Annotated in this window: 26 protein-coding genes; 3 read left to right on the plus strand and 23 right to left on the minus strand. The window is 64.7% G+C overall.

Annotated elements, in window-relative coordinates; translation table 11 throughout:
• The 10 genes from NS1_RS34040 to NS1_RS34080 all read right to left on the minus strand — a co-directional run bounded on the left by NS1_RS34040 (position 1) and on the right by NS1_RS34080 (position 5,187).
• Positions 1–399 (minus strand): hypothetical protein, encoded by a 399-nt coding sequence (locus tag NS1_RS34040; protein ID WP_062991195.1) that lies wholly within the window; start codon positions 397–399, stop codon positions 1–3.
• Entirely contained in the window at positions 396–914 is a 519-nt protein-coding gene (locus NS1_RS34045; protein ID WP_062991197.1) for a hypothetical protein, read from the minus strand. The genes NS1_RS34040 and NS1_RS34045 overlap by 4 nt, the downstream gene beginning before the upstream one ends.
• Positions 915–1,015: 101 nt before the next feature.
• On the minus strand, positions 1,016–1,138 hold the full coding sequence (locus NS1_RS42015; protein WP_255284801.1) for a hypothetical protein: 123 nt from the start codon (positions 1,136–1,138) through the stop codon (positions 1,016–1,018).
• On the minus strand, positions 1,135–1,569 hold the full coding sequence (locus NS1_RS34050) for a type II toxin-antitoxin system VapC family toxin (protein WP_062991199.1): 435 nt from the start codon (positions 1,567–1,569) through the stop codon (positions 1,135–1,137). Before NS1_RS34050 ends, NS1_RS42015 begins: the two co-directional genes overlap by 4 nt.
• Positions 1,566–1,823 (minus strand): FitA-like ribbon-helix-helix domain-containing protein, encoded by a 258-nt coding sequence (locus NS1_RS34055; protein ID WP_062991201.1) that lies wholly within the window; start codon positions 1,821–1,823, stop codon positions 1,566–1,568. The genes NS1_RS34050 and NS1_RS34055 overlap by 4 nt, the downstream gene beginning before the upstream one ends.
• A 161-nt stretch (positions 1,824–1,984) precedes the next feature.
• Positions 1,985–2,320: a hypothetical protein gene (locus tag NS1_RS34060; RefSeq protein WP_062991203.1), complete on the minus strand. Its 336-nt coding sequence runs from the start codon at positions 2,318–2,320 to the stop codon at positions 1,985–1,987.
• 957 nt (positions 2,321–3,277) lie between these two features.
• A complete protein-coding gene (locus NS1_RS34065; RefSeq protein ID WP_062991205.1) occupies positions 3,278–3,562 on the minus strand; it encodes a ParB family protein in 285 nt (94 codons plus the stop codon).
• Between the two features lie 74 nt (positions 3,563–3,636).
• Positions 3,637–3,918, minus strand: a complete 282-nt coding sequence (locus NS1_RS34070) for a hypothetical protein (RefSeq protein WP_062991207.1) — start codon at positions 3,916–3,918, stop codon at positions 3,637–3,639.
• A 132-nt stretch (positions 3,919–4,050) separates the two neighbouring features.
• Positions 4,051–4,788, minus strand: coding sequence for a DUF2786 domain-containing protein (locus tag NS1_RS34075; protein WP_157125541.1), 738 nt, complete (start codon positions 4,786–4,788; stop codon positions 4,051–4,053).
• 132 nt (positions 4,789–4,920) lie between these two features.
• Positions 4,921–5,187 (minus strand): hypothetical protein, encoded by a 267-nt coding sequence (locus NS1_RS34080; RefSeq protein ID WP_062991211.1) that lies wholly within the window; start codon positions 5,185–5,187, stop codon positions 4,921–4,923.
• Positions 5,188–5,426: 239 nt separating this feature from the next.
• Here NS1_RS34080 and NS1_RS34085 point away from each other — a divergent pair, with 239 nt between their 5' ends.
• Positions 5,427–5,609, plus strand: coding sequence for a DUF6011 domain-containing protein (locus NS1_RS34085; RefSeq protein WP_062991213.1), 183 nt, complete (start codon positions 5,427–5,429; stop codon positions 5,607–5,609).
• A 220-nt stretch (positions 5,610–5,829) separates the two neighbouring features.
• On the opposite strand, the gene NS1_RS34090 is transcribed toward NS1_RS34085, so the two are convergent.
• The 12 genes from NS1_RS34090 to NS1_RS41390 form a co-directional block, all read right to left on the minus strand.
• Positions 5,830–6,552 (minus strand): ArdC-like ssDNA-binding domain-containing protein, encoded by a 723-nt coding sequence (locus tag NS1_RS34090; protein ID WP_062991215.1) that lies wholly within the window; start codon positions 6,550–6,552, stop codon positions 5,830–5,832.
• A gap of 137 nt (positions 6,553–6,689) precedes the next feature.
• The gene (locus tag NS1_RS34095) at positions 6,690–7,028 is read right to left on the minus strand and encodes a hypothetical protein (RefSeq protein ID WP_062991217.1); all 339 of its coding nucleotides are present in this window, start codon (positions 7,026–7,028) and stop codon (positions 6,690–6,692) included.
• Between the two features lie 480 nt (positions 7,029–7,508).
• Positions 7,509–7,733, minus strand: coding sequence for a hypothetical protein (locus tag NS1_RS34100; RefSeq protein ID WP_062991219.1), 225 nt, complete (start codon positions 7,731–7,733; stop codon positions 7,509–7,511).
• 118 nt (positions 7,734–7,851) lie between these two features.
• A complete protein-coding gene (locus tag NS1_RS34105; protein ID WP_157125542.1) occupies positions 7,852–8,277 on the minus strand; it encodes a DUF8317 domain-containing protein in 426 nt (141 codons plus the stop codon).
• A gap of 218 nt (positions 8,278–8,495) precedes the next feature.
• A complete protein-coding gene (locus NS1_RS34110; protein ID WP_157125543.1) occupies positions 8,496–8,729 on the minus strand; it encodes a hypothetical protein in 234 nt (77 codons plus the stop codon).
• A gap of 656 nt (positions 8,730–9,385) precedes the next feature.
• Positions 9,386–9,760 carry a single-stranded DNA-binding protein gene (locus NS1_RS34115; RefSeq protein ID WP_062991225.1) on the minus strand — a complete coding sequence of 125 codons (375 nt, stop codon included), beginning with the start codon at positions 9,758–9,760 and terminating at the stop codon, positions 9,386–9,388.
• Positions 9,761–10,141: 381 nt separating this feature from the next.
• Positions 10,142–10,624: a hypothetical protein gene (locus tag NS1_RS34120; protein WP_062991227.1), complete on the minus strand. Its 483-nt coding sequence runs from the start codon at positions 10,622–10,624 to the stop codon at positions 10,142–10,144.
• 21 nt (positions 10,625–10,645) lie between these two features.
• Complete coding sequence (locus NS1_RS34125) at positions 10,646–11,398, minus strand: hypothetical protein (protein ID WP_157125544.1); 753 nt, start codon at positions 11,396–11,398, stop codon at positions 10,646–10,648.
• A complete protein-coding gene (locus NS1_RS40525; RefSeq protein WP_157125545.1) occupies positions 11,395–12,060 on the minus strand; it encodes a hypothetical protein in 666 nt (221 codons plus the stop codon). Before NS1_RS40525 ends, NS1_RS34125 begins: the two co-directional genes overlap by 4 nt.
• Before the next feature lie 835 nt (positions 12,061–12,895).
• Positions 12,896–13,285 carry a histone-like nucleoid-structuring protein Lsr2 gene (locus tag NS1_RS34135; protein ID WP_062991232.1) on the minus strand — a complete coding sequence of 130 codons (390 nt, stop codon included), beginning with the start codon at positions 13,283–13,285 and terminating at the stop codon, positions 12,896–12,898.
• Between the two features lie 105 nt (positions 13,286–13,390).
• Positions 13,391–14,368: a hypothetical protein gene (locus NS1_RS34140; protein WP_062991234.1), complete on the minus strand. Its 978-nt coding sequence runs from the start codon at positions 14,366–14,368 to the stop codon at positions 13,391–13,393.
• Between the two features lie 441 nt (positions 14,369–14,809).
• Complete coding sequence (locus tag NS1_RS41390; protein WP_218019999.1) at positions 14,810–15,901, minus strand: hypothetical protein; 1,092 nt, start codon at positions 15,899–15,901, stop codon at positions 14,810–14,812.
• A 396-nt stretch (positions 15,902–16,297) separates the two neighbouring features.
• Between NS1_RS41390 and NS1_RS34150 the strand changes: the two genes are divergently transcribed.
• Positions 16,298–17,161 carry a ParA family protein gene (locus NS1_RS34150; protein ID WP_157125546.1) on the plus strand — a complete coding sequence of 288 codons (864 nt, stop codon included), beginning with the start codon at positions 16,298–16,300 and terminating at the stop codon, positions 17,159–17,161.
• Positions 17,161–17,607, plus strand: a complete 447-nt coding sequence (locus NS1_RS42020) for a hypothetical protein (protein WP_255284802.1) — start codon at positions 17,161–17,163, stop codon at positions 17,605–17,607. Before NS1_RS34150 ends, NS1_RS42020 begins: the two co-directional genes overlap by 1 nt.
• 65 nt (positions 17,608–17,672) lie before the next feature.
• On the opposite strand, the gene NS1_RS34160 is transcribed toward NS1_RS42020, so the two are convergent.
• Positions 17,673–18,422, minus strand: a complete 750-nt coding sequence (locus NS1_RS34160) for a hypothetical protein (protein WP_063816351.1) — start codon at positions 18,420–18,422, stop codon at positions 17,673–17,675.
• Positions 18,423–18,697 lie beyond the last annotated feature (275 nt).

Here is an 18,697-nt window from a genome sequence, read left to right on the forward strand (position 1 = left end):
CTAGACCAGCCGAAGCCTTGGCGGGGGCATCTCGATACCGAAGCCCTCAGCGACCGTGCGGCCCAGGTGCAACATCTTCTGGTCGGTGAGGTCGCGGCAGGACTGCGGCGTTCCCCGGCAGACAACGAACGGCCCGTGTTCGTAGGTCAGAATCTCGATGTGCTTGTTGCGCAATGCCTCCCAGTGGTGCAGCGACCGCCCTTCGAGGTGATTACGACCGCACAACACGCACACGGGGTCGGTGTAGCCGTGCTCTGTCGTCAGCGCGTAAACGGCGCGGTCCTTGTTCACGCGCGGGGTGGTGACGAATCCGCACGCGCACACGGCGCGGACCTTCTTCCCGACAGGCAGGAATCCCCAGGGCAGGCAGACTCGTTCCGGCGCGGGCTCGGTGGTCATGGCGTGCCGGTGCCCTGCAACGGTTCGCCGTCGGGGCCGAATCCGCGGCGACGCAACGCATCGGCGAGTAGCTGTTCCTCGAACCGCTGTTCCTCGAGGAATGCGGGTGTGGGGTTGATCGTGTATTTCTTGTCGGCTTCGAGACAGATCGCGACGGCTTCGAGAACGCAACGGGCGTGCTCGTGGCCTAGCGAGCTGAGCGCACCGCGCAGATCAACCGGGGTGCCGTGGGCCATGCTGGCGGCGAGCTTGACGAACCGCTCCTCGCCGCCGCTGAGGTACCCGAGTCCTTCGAGGCGGCCCAGGGCGGCCCAGTCACGAACCCATGCAGCGGGCACCGCGCGACCGTCGATATCGACGGTGCCGGTTTCGATGTGATGTGCCAGCCCGGCGCGGCCAAGTAGTTCGGTGAAGGCGAGTAGATGTATTGCGGCGCGCTGGTATCGGGAATCGGCTGCGGCCGCGTAGGTTTCGAGCATTGCTCGCATCTCGTCGGCGGTGTAGGTCGTTGTCATTCGGTCCTCGTGTCGTATAGGTCAGCGCGGTCGGCTCAGACTCTCAGCTGAGGGCGAGCGAACACGAAAAGCGTAGTGGCCGTAGCGATTCGGCGGAATGATCAGAGAAGTACGTGGTAGACGATCAGAGCTGTCACGACGGCGAACTGACCGAAGATCCCGAACAGATTGAGCATGTCCATGAACGGCTCTCGGCGGTACCCGTAGCGGGTTCGGCGGGTCATGGCTGCAATCCTCCCGTATGCCACGGGTCGATGGTGGGCACTCCGGCGGCCTCGAACGGCGAGGTGTCGCGGGTCGCGACGGTGAAGCCTGCGGCGGCCGCCGTGGCGGCGATCATGCCGTCGGCGGTGGCGATAGCCAGCCCGGCAGTGCGCGCGGCCGACATCAGGCGGGCGTATTCCGCGGTGGCGTCCAGGTCGTAGGCCAGGATGCGCCCTGCGAACGCGGGCACGGTGTAGTTCTCCAGCCAATCGGCGAACTCGTCGCGGCGGCGGCCGACGGGCATCGCGGCGATGCCGTACCGGAGTTCGCCGACGGTGACGGCCGATAGGTACAGGGTCTCGATGGCCTGGGCGTCCAGCCACGCTGTGACCCGTTCGTCCGGGGCCTTGGTGGTGGGCTCGCTGATGACGTTGGTGTCCAGGATGATCACTGGCCGAACACCATCGGCTCGGCCGGGGTCTTGTCGCGGCCGAAGTAGGCGGCCTGCTCGTCCTCGGTGAGCCGGTTCTCCTCGCTGATGACGCTGGCGAGCAGCGTGCCGAGCTTGATCCGTTCGGGCGGTTTCACCGCTTCGGTGAGGATCGCGCGCATCTCGGCTTCGATGCTGCGGCCGTGCGCGGCCGCGCGCTGGTGGATCGCGCGGTGTACCTCGTCGCTCAGTTTTCGGATGGTCACGTTCTTCATCGCGATATCAACTCCCTTACCGGTGCTATCATTGCTGATAGCGCGGCGCTGTAGGCCATCAATGATGGCAACCACAGCATACCTGATATCACTTCCTCGGCTGACCCCCTACAAGGATGCTTATAGGGGGTCAGCCATATGGGCGATATGGGCACTATGGCCTATCGCGCGGCGCGGAAGCTCGGGTAGATCGGCGCGGTCGCGTCGGGCGCGGTGATGGGCGACGGCGTGCCGGCGTGATCGCTCGCGCTGAACATCGGTTCCGATGGATCATCACCGCTTGCGCGCGCGGTGGTCGTCGGGCCAGGCTCCGCGTTCGCCGTCCTGCTTGCTTCCCGCAGGATCTCGACAACACGGTCTGCGTCGTCGGTCTCATGGATCTCGGCGGGAAGATCGGCGATGCGCGGGACCTCGCGGATTAAGCCCAGCACACGCGCATGGGAGATCCCCGTGTTCCGGTGAAGCACCTTCGCTAGTTTCTGGTCCCTGTTGGCCATAGTCCAGAAAGCCTAGGTGACCCGATTCAGCGTCGGGCGTGGTCACTGCGGGAGGTGCCAGATGTACTGGCTTGCCAGGTGAGGAAGGCGCAACCCGCGTCCATGACGGTAGGCGTGACACCGTTACGGCTATCCGTCATGGTTCATCGTCACCGTGGCGGCGGTGATAAACCCGCTTGTACTGCGTCGATGGTGCTCCACGGCGGGCCCGGTAGTCGCGCTGTCGGCACGTTGCGGAGCAATGCCGCGCATCCGCTCGCAGCGCAGGGCTGCCGGGATAGATCCGCCACCCACAGCCCGGACAGATGATGCCTATCTCAGGCTCGACACCGGCGACCAGGGCGCGCCCCTCGATCACCAACCGGTCGTAGCTCTGCGCACGGCGCTTGCGGTCCCGGTAGGCACGGGCGACACAGGCCGGGCCGCAGTACCGGCGGCGCGGATTCGCGTCGCGCGGGAGGGCGCTGCGGCAGGAGAGGCAGCGCCGCTGGGAACGACGGCGAGCCACGCCCATATCATCCCATGCAGGGCCGCCCGACCACCGTTGACCACCTCGGCGTTGAGTCGGCTGGTGGGTGAGCCTGCGGGAGCTGCGTTTTCGCGGGAGGGCTTGGTGTCGCGGTAGCTCACAGTTCAATGATGTTGTCAGCCAACGTTGTTGGCCTCCATGGTGGCCGGGAACGGTGCGCTCCAGTGCAGCGGCGGGCCGGGCAGGATGCGGTTCAGCCAGGCCGGAATGCGTACCAGGATGCGCCGGTCCAAGCACACACCGCAATCGGACATGTCGGTGGTGCCGTCGCTGAAGACGACAGGGTGTCCGCCTCGGCCGCCGCATTCTGGGCAGGCTGGGCATGTGCTGGGGATCAATGCCCAGGTTACGGTGGACTCGCCGGTGATTGTCCATCGTGCGATCCGCCAGGGGCGGTGGAAGTGTGCGCGTGGCATGGTTTTGGCCGTTCAGGGTTTGGGCTGGCGTTTGTCGGCGATTTGTTGCATGGCGACGGTGCGGACCGCGCCGGCTTTCACCGACGGGAATTCCTCGCCGCCGTTCAGTTCGTTCTCGAGGCGTTCGACCTCGGCCAGGACAAGGGACTTTACGAAGTCGCTGAGCGAGCCGCTGTTGTCTTGGAGCCACCCGAATTGGTATGCGCCGCGTACTCGTTCGGCTTCGTCGGGGGTCAGGTAGGCACCGATGCGGCCCTTGTTTCCCACGGTGGCGGTCTTCTTCGGCGCGTCGGTCATGGCTATGTCTCCTGGTCTGCACTCGTGGCGTTGTGGTGCCATAGTACTAGCCGGGATGGGCGTGGTGCTCGTGCTCATTTTTCGTCCTGAAGGATGTCGGCGGGCTGGCGGCCGTGGAACCGCATGGTGGGCGCGTAGGCGGTAGCGAGGGCCAAGGCGTGTTCGGCGGTGTCGAAAAGTTCGGGTTCGAGGGCTAGTTCCTGGTTCAGGGTGAGGAATTCGCCCTGGTGCTCAATCACCCACGATCCGCGGTAGCGGCGGACGTGGAGGCGGAACTGTGCGGCGAGGGGGTGGTTATCGGGAAGGCAGTTCACCGCGTAGGCGGCGACGGTCACGATCGGCGTGGGAGCGGGCATCCGGGGGTCCTTGCGGTCGGTGTTTCGGCGTCGGGGGCGGTCAGGCACAAGAAGGAAAGGGGCAAGGCGTCGGCCCGTGGGCGGGTCGGAGTCGTACGGACTCCGACCCGCGTTCTAGCCGGGCAGGTGTTTTCAGCCGAGCGCGCGGCGACCGTTGAGGCCGGTCTGACCGAGGTTCACTCGGCGGGCAGCGGCCGCGCCGGCGGCGGCGGCTGCGTTGTCGTGACGTACTCGGCTGACGGTCTTTTTGATTTGGCCGCCGTATTCGTCGTGCATCGCCTCGACTGCTCGTTTGCTGTCGTTGACCAGCACCAGGGCGGTGCCGGGCTCGGATTCGGTGGCGGCGTTGTTCTCGGCGGCCGTTAGGCGTTCGTTCACGGTCGCGGCGAACCCCCGCATCCATGAGGTTCGGTATGCCTTGGTTCCGACCCGTGCGCCCTGGTGGGGCCGGACTCGTGCGGCTCCGGCCAGCATTTGCGGCATGAGGGTCGCGAACAGCACCCGCAGGCGTTCGATGTGGCCGGTGGTGCCGTAGACGAGCTGGTTGTTTCGGCCGGGGATTCGGCCGTCACTCAGTGGCGCACAGTGCAGCGCCTTGGCCAGGACGTGAAGCAGCGCCGCTTGTTGGGTCTGGTATTGGCCGGTAATCAGGAACTCCACCATCTCGATCGGTGCGGGGCCTCGCCCGCTCTGCTCGCGGGCCGCGGTTTCGTCGATGCCGTATTTCGCGATCAGCTCGAACGCCTTGGCGTTGAACACGTCGGCCTCGGGTGTGCCTGCGACGCTTTCGGCTTGCGCTAGGAGCTTGCGCACCTTGTCGAGCATGTCTGTCCTGGTCGCGGCGGTGTCGTTGGTGCTATTGCTTGTCACGGTTGGTGCCTCTCACCTAAAGTTCCTGGGTGGCAGGCACCGGGTAGCTATCGACTACCCGGTGCCTGCGTCATTCGTTGGGGGTTCTCGCCGCCGGTGGCGGTGCGCGCGCCGGTGGCCGCCGGTCGGGGGTCACGCGAGGATGGTTGCGGCGGGGTGTCCGGCCTTGTCGACGCGGACAACCATCACCATGTCGACGTTTTCGATAACGCCGTCGCGCAGCTGGGGGATGTGGAAGGGCACCCGCCACGATCCGACGGCGTTGGTGGGGAAGGCGTCGCGTGCGGCGGCGAGGACGTTGGCGACCTGATCGACGGTGACGCTGTTCTCGATGCTCACGGGGAAGGGAAATCCCAGTTCGTGGGCGGCGTCGGTGATGTCGATGAGAGCGAAGCTCATTGTGTATGGCCTTTCGATTTCGGTTCCGGCGGCTTCTCCGTCGGTAACTCAATAGTACTATGTCGCCATAGTACTATGCAATTCCATTGACTGTGACCTGCGCCACCGTGTCGTGCTCCCCGCGAACGTTCGACCGATGTACTTGCGCGCGAGCCTGATTCAGCCTCGCCCGCGAGGGAAATTGTCAGACCCTTGTGTCAGGCTCGAACGGGATAGGCACGACCGAGGGGAGTACGCGCATGGCCGCGACAGTCGAACAGCCCACCGTGCGCCGGGTAGCCCATTGCCGCCGTTGCGCAGGGTGGTTGATCTCGGCGGGGTCGGTGAACGCTGGCATCGGGCCGACGTGCGCGGCGCGCGAGCGCGCCGAACAGCGCGCGGCTGGCGTGGTGCCGCTGACGTTGTTCGAGGTCGCGGCCTGATCGGTCAAACGCTAGGCGCGGGACTGACGCGCGCCCGTGCGTGGTCGCGTCTCGGACCGAGGGCCGCTCGTGGAGGTACCCGCGGCCCGACCGGGCTGGGGCCTCGATGGCCCCGGCCCGGTCCCACCGCCGGCCTTCCGGGTGTGGATCTCCCACCAAATGCGAACGCCCTGGACCGGTTCCGACGGTCCAGGGCGTTCGCGGGTGTGGCGTGGGGTTTTCAGTCAGCGGCGGGGCGGGTGAGCAGTGCGGCGAGTGCCTGCGCGAGCTGGGGGAGTGGCTGACCTTCGGGCACGGTGACCGTGTGCGCGTCGTCGTCGGTGCCTGGCTCGGCGCCCTCGGTGACGGTGTAGCCGATGGCGTCGAACTGCTCGATCAGCCGCGCGCGGATCGCGGCCGCCGGTTCGGCGACGGGCGCGGGCTCGACCGGTTCGTCCTCGAAATCCTCGATTCCCTCGGTTTGGGAAACGTCAAACACGGTGATCATCCGGAAACGCGCGCGGGCTGGCGCCCCCTCGCCCTCGCCGCTCGTGGCGTCAACCTCGATCACCTCGGCGGGCGCTTCGGCGGCTTCTCCGTCGGCACCCTCGGCGGCCTGGCGACCCTTGGGGGCGACGATACGTAGCCCGCGTTCGCCTTTGCGCACGCCGCGCCCGCGCTGGTGCCACCCTTTGAAGGTGTCGACATCGGTCACGGTTACCCCACGGTCGGCGGCCTGCTTGAAGATCAGCGCCACGTTTCGCAGCGAGTAGCGCAACAGCTTCGGGGAGGTCAGGCGCGCGAGCTGGGCGATCATCTGGGCCACCTGCTCGGGGTCGCTCAGCAGCTCGGCGGCTGCCTCGCGGATCGCGTCATCTGCCACACGGCGGGCATCGCGGGCGGCACGGTCGGCCTGGCTGTACTTCTTGCGCGTGGACTTCTTCGCCTTCGTCGCTGTCGCCATTTCTCTTGCCTCCTGGTCGGTTCCGGCGGCCTCTCCGCCGGTAACCTAATAGTACTATGTTCCCATAGTACTATGCAATTCCAATGGATGTGACCTGCGGCATAGCGGCCCTCGCCCGCGCTGGCCTGGTGCTCGTCTCAGTTCTTCTCGGTCTTCTTGATCAGCGAATATCCGAACCAATCGGCCAACATGTCGAGCACTTCGCGCCCGGTCGGCAACGGTGTCGCGTGGACTTGTTTCCGCTCGGCCGTCGCCTCGGGGGTCTGGCACGTCTGGCAGTAGTTCGGGCATCCGCCATAGGTGCAGTCCAGCCCGTCTAGCCCGTCGAGCGGGTAACCGTCGACGCTGGTCGAGTCCAAACGCCAACCGCCATCGGCGAAATAGAAATAGATTTTGCCGTGGTCCTCGTACCGGTGGTCTTCGTCGGCGTGCTCGATGGTCGCGGGCGCATCGGTGGGGGTGCTGATGGTTGTCATGTCGTGGTCTTTCTCGTTGGCTGGTGGGTCTTCCCCGTGCTCGCGGGGGGCGTGGCCGGGCGTGGCTGTCGGCGGGGACATGAGAGAATTCGGGGTGAGGTCCCGGACGGGTTCCGACCGTCCGGGCTCTCACCTTCTCGGGGCTAGTTCGCTGCGCGCTAGGAGATTTTGCGGTTTTCGTAGGCACCGGCGCATAGCTGGCACCATGGGTCATCTCGCCAGGGCGGCATTTCCTTATGGCACATCCAACAGGTTTTAGGTGTCCCGTACATCGCGACAAAAGCGCGTCGGCGCTCCTCGCGGCCTTTGTTGTCGCATTCGTCGCAGATGGCGTAACCGTTGTCGTTCGGCCGTCGGCATTCATCGCATTTGTACATGTGGCCGGGGTTCCTGTTCTGGGCGTTGAGCGGTAGGGCGATTTCTCCGGCGGGCAATAGCCTGGACGATGGCGGGGTGTCCGGGCTATTGCCGTGTCGGGGTTTAGTCGTCGGCTGCCGTGATCTCGGTTATCTCGATATCGTCGGGCACGTTGTCGTGTTCAAATTCGTAGTCTGTGCCCTGGTGCTCGCCCTTTCCGCGCGACAGTAGTTCGATAATTTCGCGGTCGCTGGCTTCGGCGTCAGGGTCGAAATTGTCGGGCACGGTGACTATGTAGGTGTCCCATCGGCGGACATCTGCGGCGGTGGAAATGGTCAGACGCTTCATGTCGGGTGTTCCTTCCTGTCGGCTCGCGTTGCGAGTCGATTTCGTCTCGGCTGCTGGATCGGGTCGGCTTGCGGTCTGGACTGGTTCCGACAGTCCAGACCGTGAGCGACCGGGGGGGTTATTCGGTGCGGTCGTGGACGCGCACCGCGTCGGGCTGGTAGCCCAGCTGGGCAGCCAGGGCGGCACTGAATCGGCTGTCATGGGTAGCGGCGAAGTTTCCGCCGAACATGTACATGCGGCCGGATGAATACCGGATTGCTCCGTCTTCGATCTCGACCGGCGCGAGATAGACCGTGTAACCCGTTCCGGGCCAACGGCGTTGGATGACGGCTACGACGGGCGGGGCGTCCTCGGTGGGGGGCGATACCCGCCAATCGGGGATTGGGGTAACCGCGCCTCCCAGGTCTTGCACGGTGAGGCCGACGACGGTGAGACGGGTAGCGGTGGCGGTGATGCCGCCGTTCGTATGGTCGGATTCGGCAGATGCGTCCCGGTACACGTACAGGGTGAGGCCCTTAACAACGGCGGGGGTGTTTGTGGTCATTGCTGTTGTTCTCCTTGGCTGGTTGGGCGGCTAGCGCGCCGATTGTCAGCGCTGCTGTTCGATGAGTTTTGGTTTTCGCCAGAACGCGCCGGGATCGACTGGGCAGCTTTTCGACCAGCCGCGCCACCCGATTCCTTCGTCGTCCCACACTGGGCACTCGTCACAGTGGGGGCATTCGGTATATCCGATGATTTTCGGAACGTGCATCATCTCTCCCTCTAGGTGATGGTCTCGAAAATGTTTGCGTCGCCTGCGGATACTTCGTCGCACACAAAGCAGGTGAAATATCCGTTTGAGCGGATCTCGGCTAGAACGACAATTCCCATCGCGTCAATCGAGGCATCTCGAGACGCGCGGTCGTCCTCGGACAAGTCCGAGAAGTCGCGGCCGGAAAAGTCGGCGTTGACAACCTCGCAGGTGCATTCCTCGCAGAGTGTGAATTTCTCGGTCACGATCATCTCCCCTGTTTCCTTCCCTCGCTCCTTATACTTTAATAGTACTATGGGGCCATAGTACTATGCAACCAGGTTCGATCAACTCGGGCCGTGATCCATATCACTCCGAAACGGTCTGAATAGTCGCCTAATTGGTCGGTGTTTTGCCCACCCTTTTGGGCGGCCTGCCCCCGCGGCGAGCGGATGCTTTTCCGCGGCCGCAGGCCGCGATTGTTCGGGTCGTAGCGGTGAGGTCGGCTGTGTGGTGTGTGTCCCTCTCGGTGTGGCCTGAGGGCGTCTCGATCACATCAACCTCGGGTGTCAAGGGTGGCCTTGGCCATCGGCTTGCCGACGCGACGAAGGAGCGCGCTTGATGCCCGAGGTTGATGTGATAGCCCTCAGATCAGGCCATGCCGAGAGGGACACACACCACGCTCCCGCGAAGATCCCGCGCGGCCGGAGGCCGCGGTGCCACAGCCTGCCGGAAGTCAAGGCTACGGCCGGCACTTACAGTGGATGGGCAAGACCCGGACGGGCTCCAACCGTCCGGGTCTTGCGTTCTTCTGTTCCTCGGGTCTCGGGCGCTTCGGGCGAAAGTCACTCGCGCGCTCGATGGAAGAGGGCCGGGGCCCGGCCAGATCGGCTGCCGGGCCCCGTTCGGGGAACCGGCGTAGTCAGGCCGGGCGCGGTGCTCGGGTGACCTTGGCGGTTTGGGTCGCCAGATCGACGCGGACGCGGACGCCGCGCATTTCGAGGGTGGCGCGGGGCTGGCCGTCGCGGTCGGTCCACAGGTCCGCGGTGAGCCGGTCACCGGTGACGTTGACCAGGGTTCCCTTGGTCAGGGTCTCGGCCACATGCTCGGCCAGGGCTGCCCAGACCGTGACGCGGATGCTGGTGGACCGGGCATCGACCCATTCGCCGCTCTCGTCGCGGCGCCGGTCGTTGCCGATGACGGTAAAGCTGGTGACGGACTCTCCGGTCGGGGTGATGCGGAGTTCGGCCGGGTCGGTGGCGAGGTGGCCGGTGATTTCGACGGTGACGGCGCTCATGGTGGCTCCCTGATGTTCGGCAGGCTCGGGGCCTGGGCCCTGCTGGGTCTCCCGCTTCCGGTGTTGGACGCAGGCGACGTAGCTCGGCGGCCGGTGGCGGTGACAAGGCTCGGAGCGCACGCGGAGACATGTTCGGCCTTGTCGGTGGCGGCCGGGGGTCGGGCATCGTGGCTCAGTCCAGCTCGGGGCGGGAATCCGGCTGGCCAGGGGACCGCCGGGCGGTCGGGGTGCTGCCGAGTGATGTGCTGGTGAAATCGTGCAGGTCAGCGCGTCGTCGGCGCGCGGCCGCCGTCTGCTCTCCGAACCTTCTCCGAGCCGTCAGGCTGGGACGGAACCGCCTTCGGCTCGGCTCGGCTGGGTGGTGAGCCTGCGGGAGCTGCGCTAGGTCCGGTAGGGCTTGGTGTCGCGGTAGCTCTGGCCTTGGTGGTGGTTGGGGCAGGTCAGGCGCCCGTTGTCGGTGTTCCATCCTTGGCGCGCGAGCCAGGCCGCGACTTCGGCCGGCACTCGGCCCGGTGCCGAATCCGCGGCGAACTGTTCGGCGAGCAGCGGCCCGCCTTCGGAGCATTGAGCGCATCCGGTGTCGGCGACCTGCCGGGGCTGGCAGCGCTGGCAGTGGAATGCCTCGCGCACACCGTCAGGTGATGCCGGGTCGGGGTGCAACCAGAGCACGCCGGCATCGGCGCGCATTCGGGCGTCTTCGGTGAAGCTGGTGGCCCGGTGTCGGCACGACGGGCATTGCGCGGCCGCGCGGGTTCGGCGTGGCCGATATCCGGCGTCGATAGCCCGCACCTCGGCGGGCGCGGACGGGGCTTCGTCCCAGAGTTGGAACTGTGCCGTATTCGGCTCCTGATGTGCGGCCGTCATGTTCGTGGTCCTCTCGGATGTTCAGCCGAGTTCGGTTAGGTCGGTCAACCGTTGGAGGGTGAGGTCATCGACGGCGTGAAGTACCTGGAATCGTCCTGGATGGTCAACCGCGTGGCCGAACTCGCGCCACGCATTCGCGACGGTCTTCCCGGCGCGCTCGGTGGTCAGGTAGAGCACGCCGGAGATCGGCTCGCTCGTTGATGCGAGACGCGCGGCGTGGGAGTCCAGGACGGTGCGCAGTTTCCGGCCGGACTTCGGCGACAGTTCGATTTCCATCAGACCGATGCGGTTGTCGGGCAGCCATAGCATCCCGTCGGCTGCGTGGGATCTCGTGTTCAACGGGTGATCCGCGGTGAACGCTGGAGTTCTCCAGCTGTCGGCCGGAATGTGGTCGGTCAGGGCAAGTCCGTCGTGGCGCTGGGAAACGAGCCAGATTGAGAACTCTGCCAACAGGAGATCGTGGGCCAGCTCGCGCCGCGCCAACCGGTAGGTTCGCTCGGCGGGCCAGTACACCTTGTGCTGTCGCCCGTGGGTGATGAACGCCGATCCGAGAACGCCGGAGTTCTCCAGCTTGATCACTCGGCGTGAAAACCGACGTTGGTCCAGCTCCTCGCCGCCGAAATGACTGTAGGCGGCGCGCAGTCCTGCTGAGGACGCGACTCGGACCTCTCGCAGCCATCCGAGCACTTGAACATCGCGGTCTGTGAGGTTCGGATGGGTCGGCTTCGCCCCCTTATCGGGGGTCGCGTTGCCGCGCTTCGAGATCACTGTCATGGCTGCTGCTCCCGCATCTCGATTGTCACAGCTGACGGCAATCCCGATGCGAGAAATCCGACCGCTCGGGCGGACTCATCATCGCACCCGCCGCCGACTGAAAAGGTCGTCGCAGTCCGCGAGTCGCGGGCCAGAATCAACAGCTCGGCTAGCTCGGCGACATCGGCCAATGACTCGCTGATGATCGGGCCGCCAACTCCGGTTGAACGAGCGTAGAAACCAGCGGCACAAGTGGAACGGAACGCGCGTTCGATCGTGTCGGCCTGCTCGCTAGTGAGGCGTTGCCGCGTGTCCTCGAGTAGCTGCATTCCAGCCCAGAACAATCGGACCTCAATCGTGGAACTACCCGGCTCCCCTGGCGCCGGAAGGCGCACACCTTGAACTTCCGGCATATCGACGCCGGTGTAGCGCACCGGCAGAGGCGCGGACAACCGAAACTGATGATTCGAGGCGGAAGGCCGCAACCGAATCCGCTCGGCCTGAGTCGGACGCAGAGCCGACGCGCGGGCCCGGTCAACGTCACAGATCCAGCCGCCGTGCAGTGACGAGTACGGGCTACCGGAGCCGGTCAGAATCACCACAGAATCCACGGCAGAAACCATGGATGATGACACGGACACCGTGTCGAGAAACATCCATGTGCGTGACTTTTGATCGGGCATTTTGTGAACCAACCTCAACGACTTGATAGCGGCGAAACTCGGTAAGACACCCCTCGATAGTAACCCAAATCCGCCGCAAATCCGAACCATAACCGCATGTCAATAGACACATTGGCGACGGTGGACCGAGACCCGATGGGATCGGGTGGCAAGGCAATAGACGTTGGCGCGGCAGACCAACACGACACCGAAGACAAGCACGTCTAGAACGATCCGACAATCACGTCGACTGGACAACCTCCGCGACGCGCCAGCGTCGCCGAAATACAGACGCCGTAGGCGTTCCTCCGAAGTGGTGGGGGAGGGTGCGAAGCCGCCCTCCCCCATCGCTGAGCGCGGGCCCACGGATGTGGGACCGGGCCGCCGTAGGCGGCGAACGGCCAGCCCCCCGGAGGGGGGCGCGGGCCGAGGGGGGAGGAACCCCGCCCTGGAAGGGAGGGGCAGGGGTTGGGAAGGAACCCCCTTCATGAATGAACGGGGGCAGGGGGATGTTGATGTGTGTATGTGTGATGGGTCAGGTCATGTGCTTATGGAGCCTGCGGAATACATGACCTGACCCATCACACATACACACTCTCTCTTTCTATTTCTTCTTCTTTTGTGGCTTCCCGCTCACCCCCGCCCCTGGTTTTGAAGACCACCCTTGGTATGCAATCTTTTGCTTTTCGCAGAGCAAGGGTGGTCTTCAAAATCGGAGCGCAGCGGAGAAAGGGGCGGGGGTGAGCGGGAAACCACAGGTCAGCGCGTCGCGCTGACCTGTGGAGCACATCTCGGGCCTGGGGTACTGGGTGGGGTAGGAACTGAGGTTGGTTCTCCCCAGTTCCTACCCCACCCTCTACCCCGCCCTTGCCTGGGTGCCGGCGGGCTGGTTCTTCGTCTCACTCCGTGCCTTGTAGGCCACTCGAATCTCTTCACTGATTTTGCCGCGCGCAGGGACTTCCAACCCTGCGGAGCGGGCCCACCTTCGGATGTCTGAATCCGCGGTTCCGCTCGTCCTCCCGCTGCGTTTCTTGGCTTCCGGCTTCACAATGCGAGCGGCCGCCTTGTATCGGCTGAGGAAGTCCTCTAGCTCCTGCTCGTTGGCGGTGGTGAGTTCCAGGTCGTAGGTCACGAACTTGTCCGGTGTTCCGATCCCAAACCGAACAGTTCGGCCGCCTCCCTCGGGGATCGGCTCGCCGGTTAGATCGTCGGCCATGTTCACTACGACTTGCTGTTTGATCGCCACGGACTCTCCTCGTAGATGTTGCGATTGATAGCCTTCTACTGCCAGCCTATCGGGCTCGGATCTACCTCAATCTACCCGTCTATTTGACCTCCGTTATCTGCCTCGCTATCGCCTGTGGAACAGGCGCCTTCGGCGCTTTGTGTCCCTTGCTACGTACCTATCAAGTGCTGGTCCGAGATCGTGTGACGCTGTGAGGAGTTCGTCGGCGGAAGTGAACCAGGATCGCGGCAGGCCGCCGATATTCGTAGTGATTGATGCAGCGTTGATGCGTTCCATGAACGTGAGCGACTTCACGGCACTTGCGGGATCACGGATGAGAATTGGCCACTCGGTAGTGATCCCGAACGCACCCATCATGCCGAAGTCAGAGAATGAGGCGATGCCGAAGGTTTGAAGCAGTCGGCGGTATCCGGCGATGGCATCTAGTTCGTTCATGCTGGCGGCTGGTGCGGTGTCGAACAGACCGGTGTGTAGTCGGACCTCGGCGAGCACGCACGGGACCGCCAGCGCGGCCAGTGCCGTGAGACGATGATTGCCGTTCGTGTCGACTCTGAATAGCGGCCCGATCGGCATGTTCCACGCTTCGAGCTGGATCGCCGGTTCGTCGGGCTCGCCGAACAACTCGCGTAGCCCGTCGGGGTCGCCCCGCTCCCCCGCGATTCGCTCGGCGAATTCCGAGATGCCTGACTTCGGATCAGTCGGGTTGTAGTCGGCCCGTCTTGGGCCAGTCTGCGCCCTTCGGGCGGAGTGGCTGGTGTCATGGATGAACGATCGTGTGCCGGGATACTTCAGCAGTACTCGGGCTGGGTTGATCCAGGCCGTGAACGTCTCGGATGCGGGGAACTCTCGCGACGGTCGGGGAAGGTAGGGCCGATCCCTGGTCGCGTACTGCTCGACTCGCCGCGTCAGGATCTCGCGCGCAGGAACGGGCTCCTGGCGGAGTTGATCGACTAGCAGGCTGAGACCTCCCCGGAAGGTGTCCGGTGAATCCGCGGGGAGATAGCCCAACTTCGCCAAGAGTCGTGCCGATCCGGCTGTGTCGGCAATATCGTCATCCGTCTCGAAAGTGGATCGCACCGGCACCCGTGTGTTCCCCTCGTCTGTCGGCTCGGCGATGGCTCGAACTCGACTCAGACGTCCTGGCTTCGTTCGTTGCGGGCTGCTGTTCGTCCGGTCTGTTGCGTGCCGTGTTCAGTTCCACTGTAGGGCGCGTTCCGTCGGTCGCTGAATGTTCAGCTGGACGGTAGTGAACACGGCGGGCGGGCGGCTCCAGGCGCCCTCCCCCACTCGATGAATCGCGCGGTGTTCCGTCCCGTTGTTGAACGGGTGAACGCGCGTCCCGTCGCGGCCGCGCCCGTGTTCACTCGTTCGGTGAGCACGGGACAGAACAGGGCTGCCGCGCCAACTTCGTTGGCTTGCCTCTGGATCTCTTGTGTGATGCGTTCACCGAACAGAATGAAGCCCCCGGACAGGCTCCAACTGTCCGGGGGCTCGTGTTCACCGATGCAAGAAGCGAGGGGGTGTTCAGGCGTTCTCGACGTGGCGTTCGCGGATGATCAGGTGCGCCAGGATCGCCCCCATTCCGACCACAGCGACAGGCAGGCAGGCAACCATGGTGATGATCCACCACGGGGCAGCGGTGATGTGACGGGCTTCCATGAAGTGATACGCGACCTGGCCGGCCGCGCCGATAGCGAGGCTCGCGAACGCCGAGACCATGGCGTAAGTCCGGGTCGTCTGCATCTTGATTCGCCCTGACAGCCACACGTAGAGGGCGTAACTCGCATACGCCTCGACGCCGATGGGCAGTGTGATGGCGCTGTTGATTGTGAAGTTGTCCGCTATGCCGGGCAGCGGGTGAACGACGCCGAATCCGGTGGCCTCGCCGAGACCGACCCAGCCTGACCAGATGGCGACGAACGCGGGAAAGGCCATGAGCAGAACCGGCCAGGTCGGTAGGGCCCGGCCGGGCCCGGCTTCCGCTGCAACAGCAGCCGTCGGAGGTTCCCCGCTGCCCCGTTCAGCTGTCGGGGTAGCGGCGATAGTGCCCATATGGCTGGTATCGGCCAGGTCCGCCGATGAGCGTTCGGCGGCCGCCGCGTCGGCGGCGTTCGTCATAGCGGTGAGCTGCTGTTCAGTCGTTTCGTCAGTGACGTTCACCGATGCGGTCTGTTCCTCGGCCTGTTCGGTGGCGTGTTCGCTCCTGCCTTGACTCGGCGCAAGCTCGGCGGTCTCTGGGGCAGGGCCCGCAGCGGGGTCGGTCTGTTCGAGAGTGAACACGGTGGTGCCTCCTGAAGGCTGTTCGGTGGTCTGTTCGCTGTCGTGTTCGGTGTTCACTCCGGCGTTGAACAGGCCGCGTTCGTCGTCCAGGTCGGGTAAGCCGTGTTCGTGCCGGTACTCGGTGACCGCCTTCCATACCGTTGTGCGGCCGACCGTGCGGCCGTGCTGTTCGAGCCACTGGCGGACTTCGGGGCCCGTGGGCTCGGTCCCGTCCGCGTGCAGCTGCTCGCAGGCGTACAGAGCAGCGTCACGCTGCTGTTCGCGGCCGCGTAGCGCCGCGCGGTGGAACCTGCCGACATCGCCGACCAGGTGCTGTGTCGCTGTCATGGTGTTCATCCGATCCTTTCGCCGCAGTGCCCCTATGGGCACTATGACCACTAGTAACCATTGTGCTGATATTGTCCCCTAGTGCCCATAGGGGCACTAGTCCCAATAGTGCCCCTAGCGTCTATTGTGGGGTCGTGTCGCATAGTGTTGATAGAACACACCGTATAGCCAGCGTTCTATGTCTCGCTCGGTCTATCCCGAACAACTCGCTAACCGTATCAGCCCTAGTGCCCATATGGGCACTAGGGCCCACAGTGCGAATAGGGTTAGTAATCGTAGATAGTGCCTATATGGCGGGTATAGTTACCCGTCTGCCATATGGCAAGTTACCGCCCCTAGCGGCAGTACCGGTGATATGGTTGATGGGCTCGCATATGGCATATACCCCGGCAAGGATGGGCCTCGATGACTGCTACCGCAGTGATGAATTTGAAGGGCGGACCAGGCAAAACGTTCGTCGTCGGCGGACTCGCGCACGCGCACGCCGCCAAAGCCGAGGCGGCCGCCGCGTCGGCGGCCGCCGATACCCCGGAAGACCAGGAGGGCAACGCCGATGACGCCGTGCTCATCGGCGATATGGACCCCCAGGGCAACACGACCAGGCATATGACGGGGTACCACATCAAGAACGTGCCGCCGACCGGCACCATGGCCGATGTTCTGGACCGGCGGGTGTCCACGGAGTTGCCGGATGTGGTGTTGCCCGCCAAGACTCGTGACCGCATCTTCGTCGCGCCGTCGGGCTTCGATCAGATGCAGGAAGTTCAGGACACGTTGCTGGGTCAGACCGGCGGCGAACTGTCGGTGCGCAAGGCGTTCAAAGCGGCGAAATCCCAAGGTCGCGTCCTTTTCGACACCCGCCCGGCCGTGGATCTGGTCACGCGGGCCACGATGCTGGCCTCTGACAACCTCGTCATCGTGGTCACGCCGGAACTCGACGCGATCGACGGAATGCTCGCGGTCTTCAAAGCCCTGGAAGACCTCGAAAAGCACATGGATTACGTGTTGCCGCTGGTCGGGGTCGTGGTCAACCAGGTGGACGGTAGCCGCAACGACCATGCCCAGGGCCTCGACTACATCCGTAGCTACTGCGCCAACGCCGGTATCCAGGTGTTGGGGCAGCCGTTCCCGAGGGCAGCGGATATTTCACGATTGACGAACGCGGGCCTGGGGATGGACCAGCACACCCGGCCCACAGCGAAATCCCGGTTCTGGGCCGAGAACTTCGCGATCATTCTCGACGCTATCGACAAGGAGGCGGCCGCCTGATGACCCCCAAGATTCCGTCCGCGCTGGACGACTTGCCCGATCCGTCGGAGGCACAGCCGCTCCGGAATCCGTTCGGCCGCCGCGCCGAAAAGCCCGCGGGGCCGGCTGGCGATTCTGACGACGAGAAGGAGGGTGGCCCTAGCGCCACTGGTGGCACTAGGGCCCCTAGGGGCGGCGGCAAAGCTGCTGGTAAAGGCAAGGATTCAGAGGAGGGGAGCGAGCGGAGCAAGCGGCTGGCCGGTTCCTCGGACATCCTGTTGTCGCTGCCGTCGGACCTCAAGGAACGCATGAAATCCGTGATTGCGTACACCTATCCGCACACCGGGATCAATGAGCAACAGGCGTTCCTTCGCTGGTCCGTCTCGAAGTTGTGTGCGGAGCTAGAGGACCGGTACAACGACGGCAAGCAGTGGCCGGAAATCCCCAAGAAGAAAAAAGCCGTCTGACCTGGTAAGAAACGCAATATACCGGCGGTAGGGCCCATAGGGGCGCTACCGCCGGTTGTGTGTGTCTAGGCGTAGATCCTGTCCGGGTTGAAGTGCTCCGACTGGCTGTAGAGCAGCCCGTAGCAGGCGGCGATGTCCTCGTGCGCCAGGCCGCCGGGCTGTAGCCACTGGTCGGCGACTTTCGCCCATCCGTCGGGCCCGTGGGCCTCGTCGGCGAAGTTGCTGACGATGGCGGCCAGGTGCTCGGCGACTTCGGTGTAGCGGTCGGGGGAGTCCACCCAACGGCGCAGGACGGCGGCCATCTCGTCGCGGGCCTCGACGTGGACGCGCTTCGGGTTCGGCCCCGTGGCACGCATCTCGTCCGGGTCTTTGCCGTCTTCGCGGGGCCACAGGTTCAACCCGTTGCCGAAGATCCAGACCGATTGCAGCCGTTCGGATTCCCACGAACCGGGCCGCCCGGCGGTCAGCGCTCGCGAAGCGTAGTGGTAGCCGCTGCTGTGGTACTTGTCGCCGGGCTCGCTCGCGCAGGCCCGCAGCTCGGAGTTCACCTGCTCGAGCGCGGAGGCAAGGGAGCCGATCGCCTTCCGGCCGGCGGTCTCCAGGGCGCCGCGCAGCTGCTCGCGGTCCTCGGCCAGTACGCCGAGCACCGGGCGGACCGGGCCGAACTCGCGCACGATGTCGTCATACGTGCGGTGTTCCAGGAGCTTGGTCGTGGTCGGGTCGAATCCGCGGTACAGCCCCTCGGGCCCGCCTTCGCGGTGCCATCCCTGGTTGAGGGAGTCCACCACCCGGTACGGCTGCTCGGTGTCGGTCATACGCCTGATCGTGCCACTGATCGCCGACACACACCGGCCGATCAGACGCCGGTTCCAGCCGATCGGCGGCCGTAGGGCTACGGTGAACCGGCACCCCCGGCGGGCCCGACGTAACCACTGGGGTCCAGGCGGCAAGCCAACGAAGTTGGCGCGGCAGCCCCCTGTTCGCCCCGTGCTCCAGCGCTGGGCGAACTCATGTGATTAGGTGGCTTCGGAACGTCCTACCTAATCAAAATCCGAAAACCCTGTTCAGGCACCTCGTACCGTGAACTACC

The sequence above is a fragment of the Nocardia salmonicida NBRC 13393 genome, from assembly GCF_001613085.1.
Taxonomy (GTDB): Bacteria; Actinomycetota; Actinomycetes; order Mycobacteriales; family Mycobacteriaceae; genus Nocardia; species Nocardia salmonicida.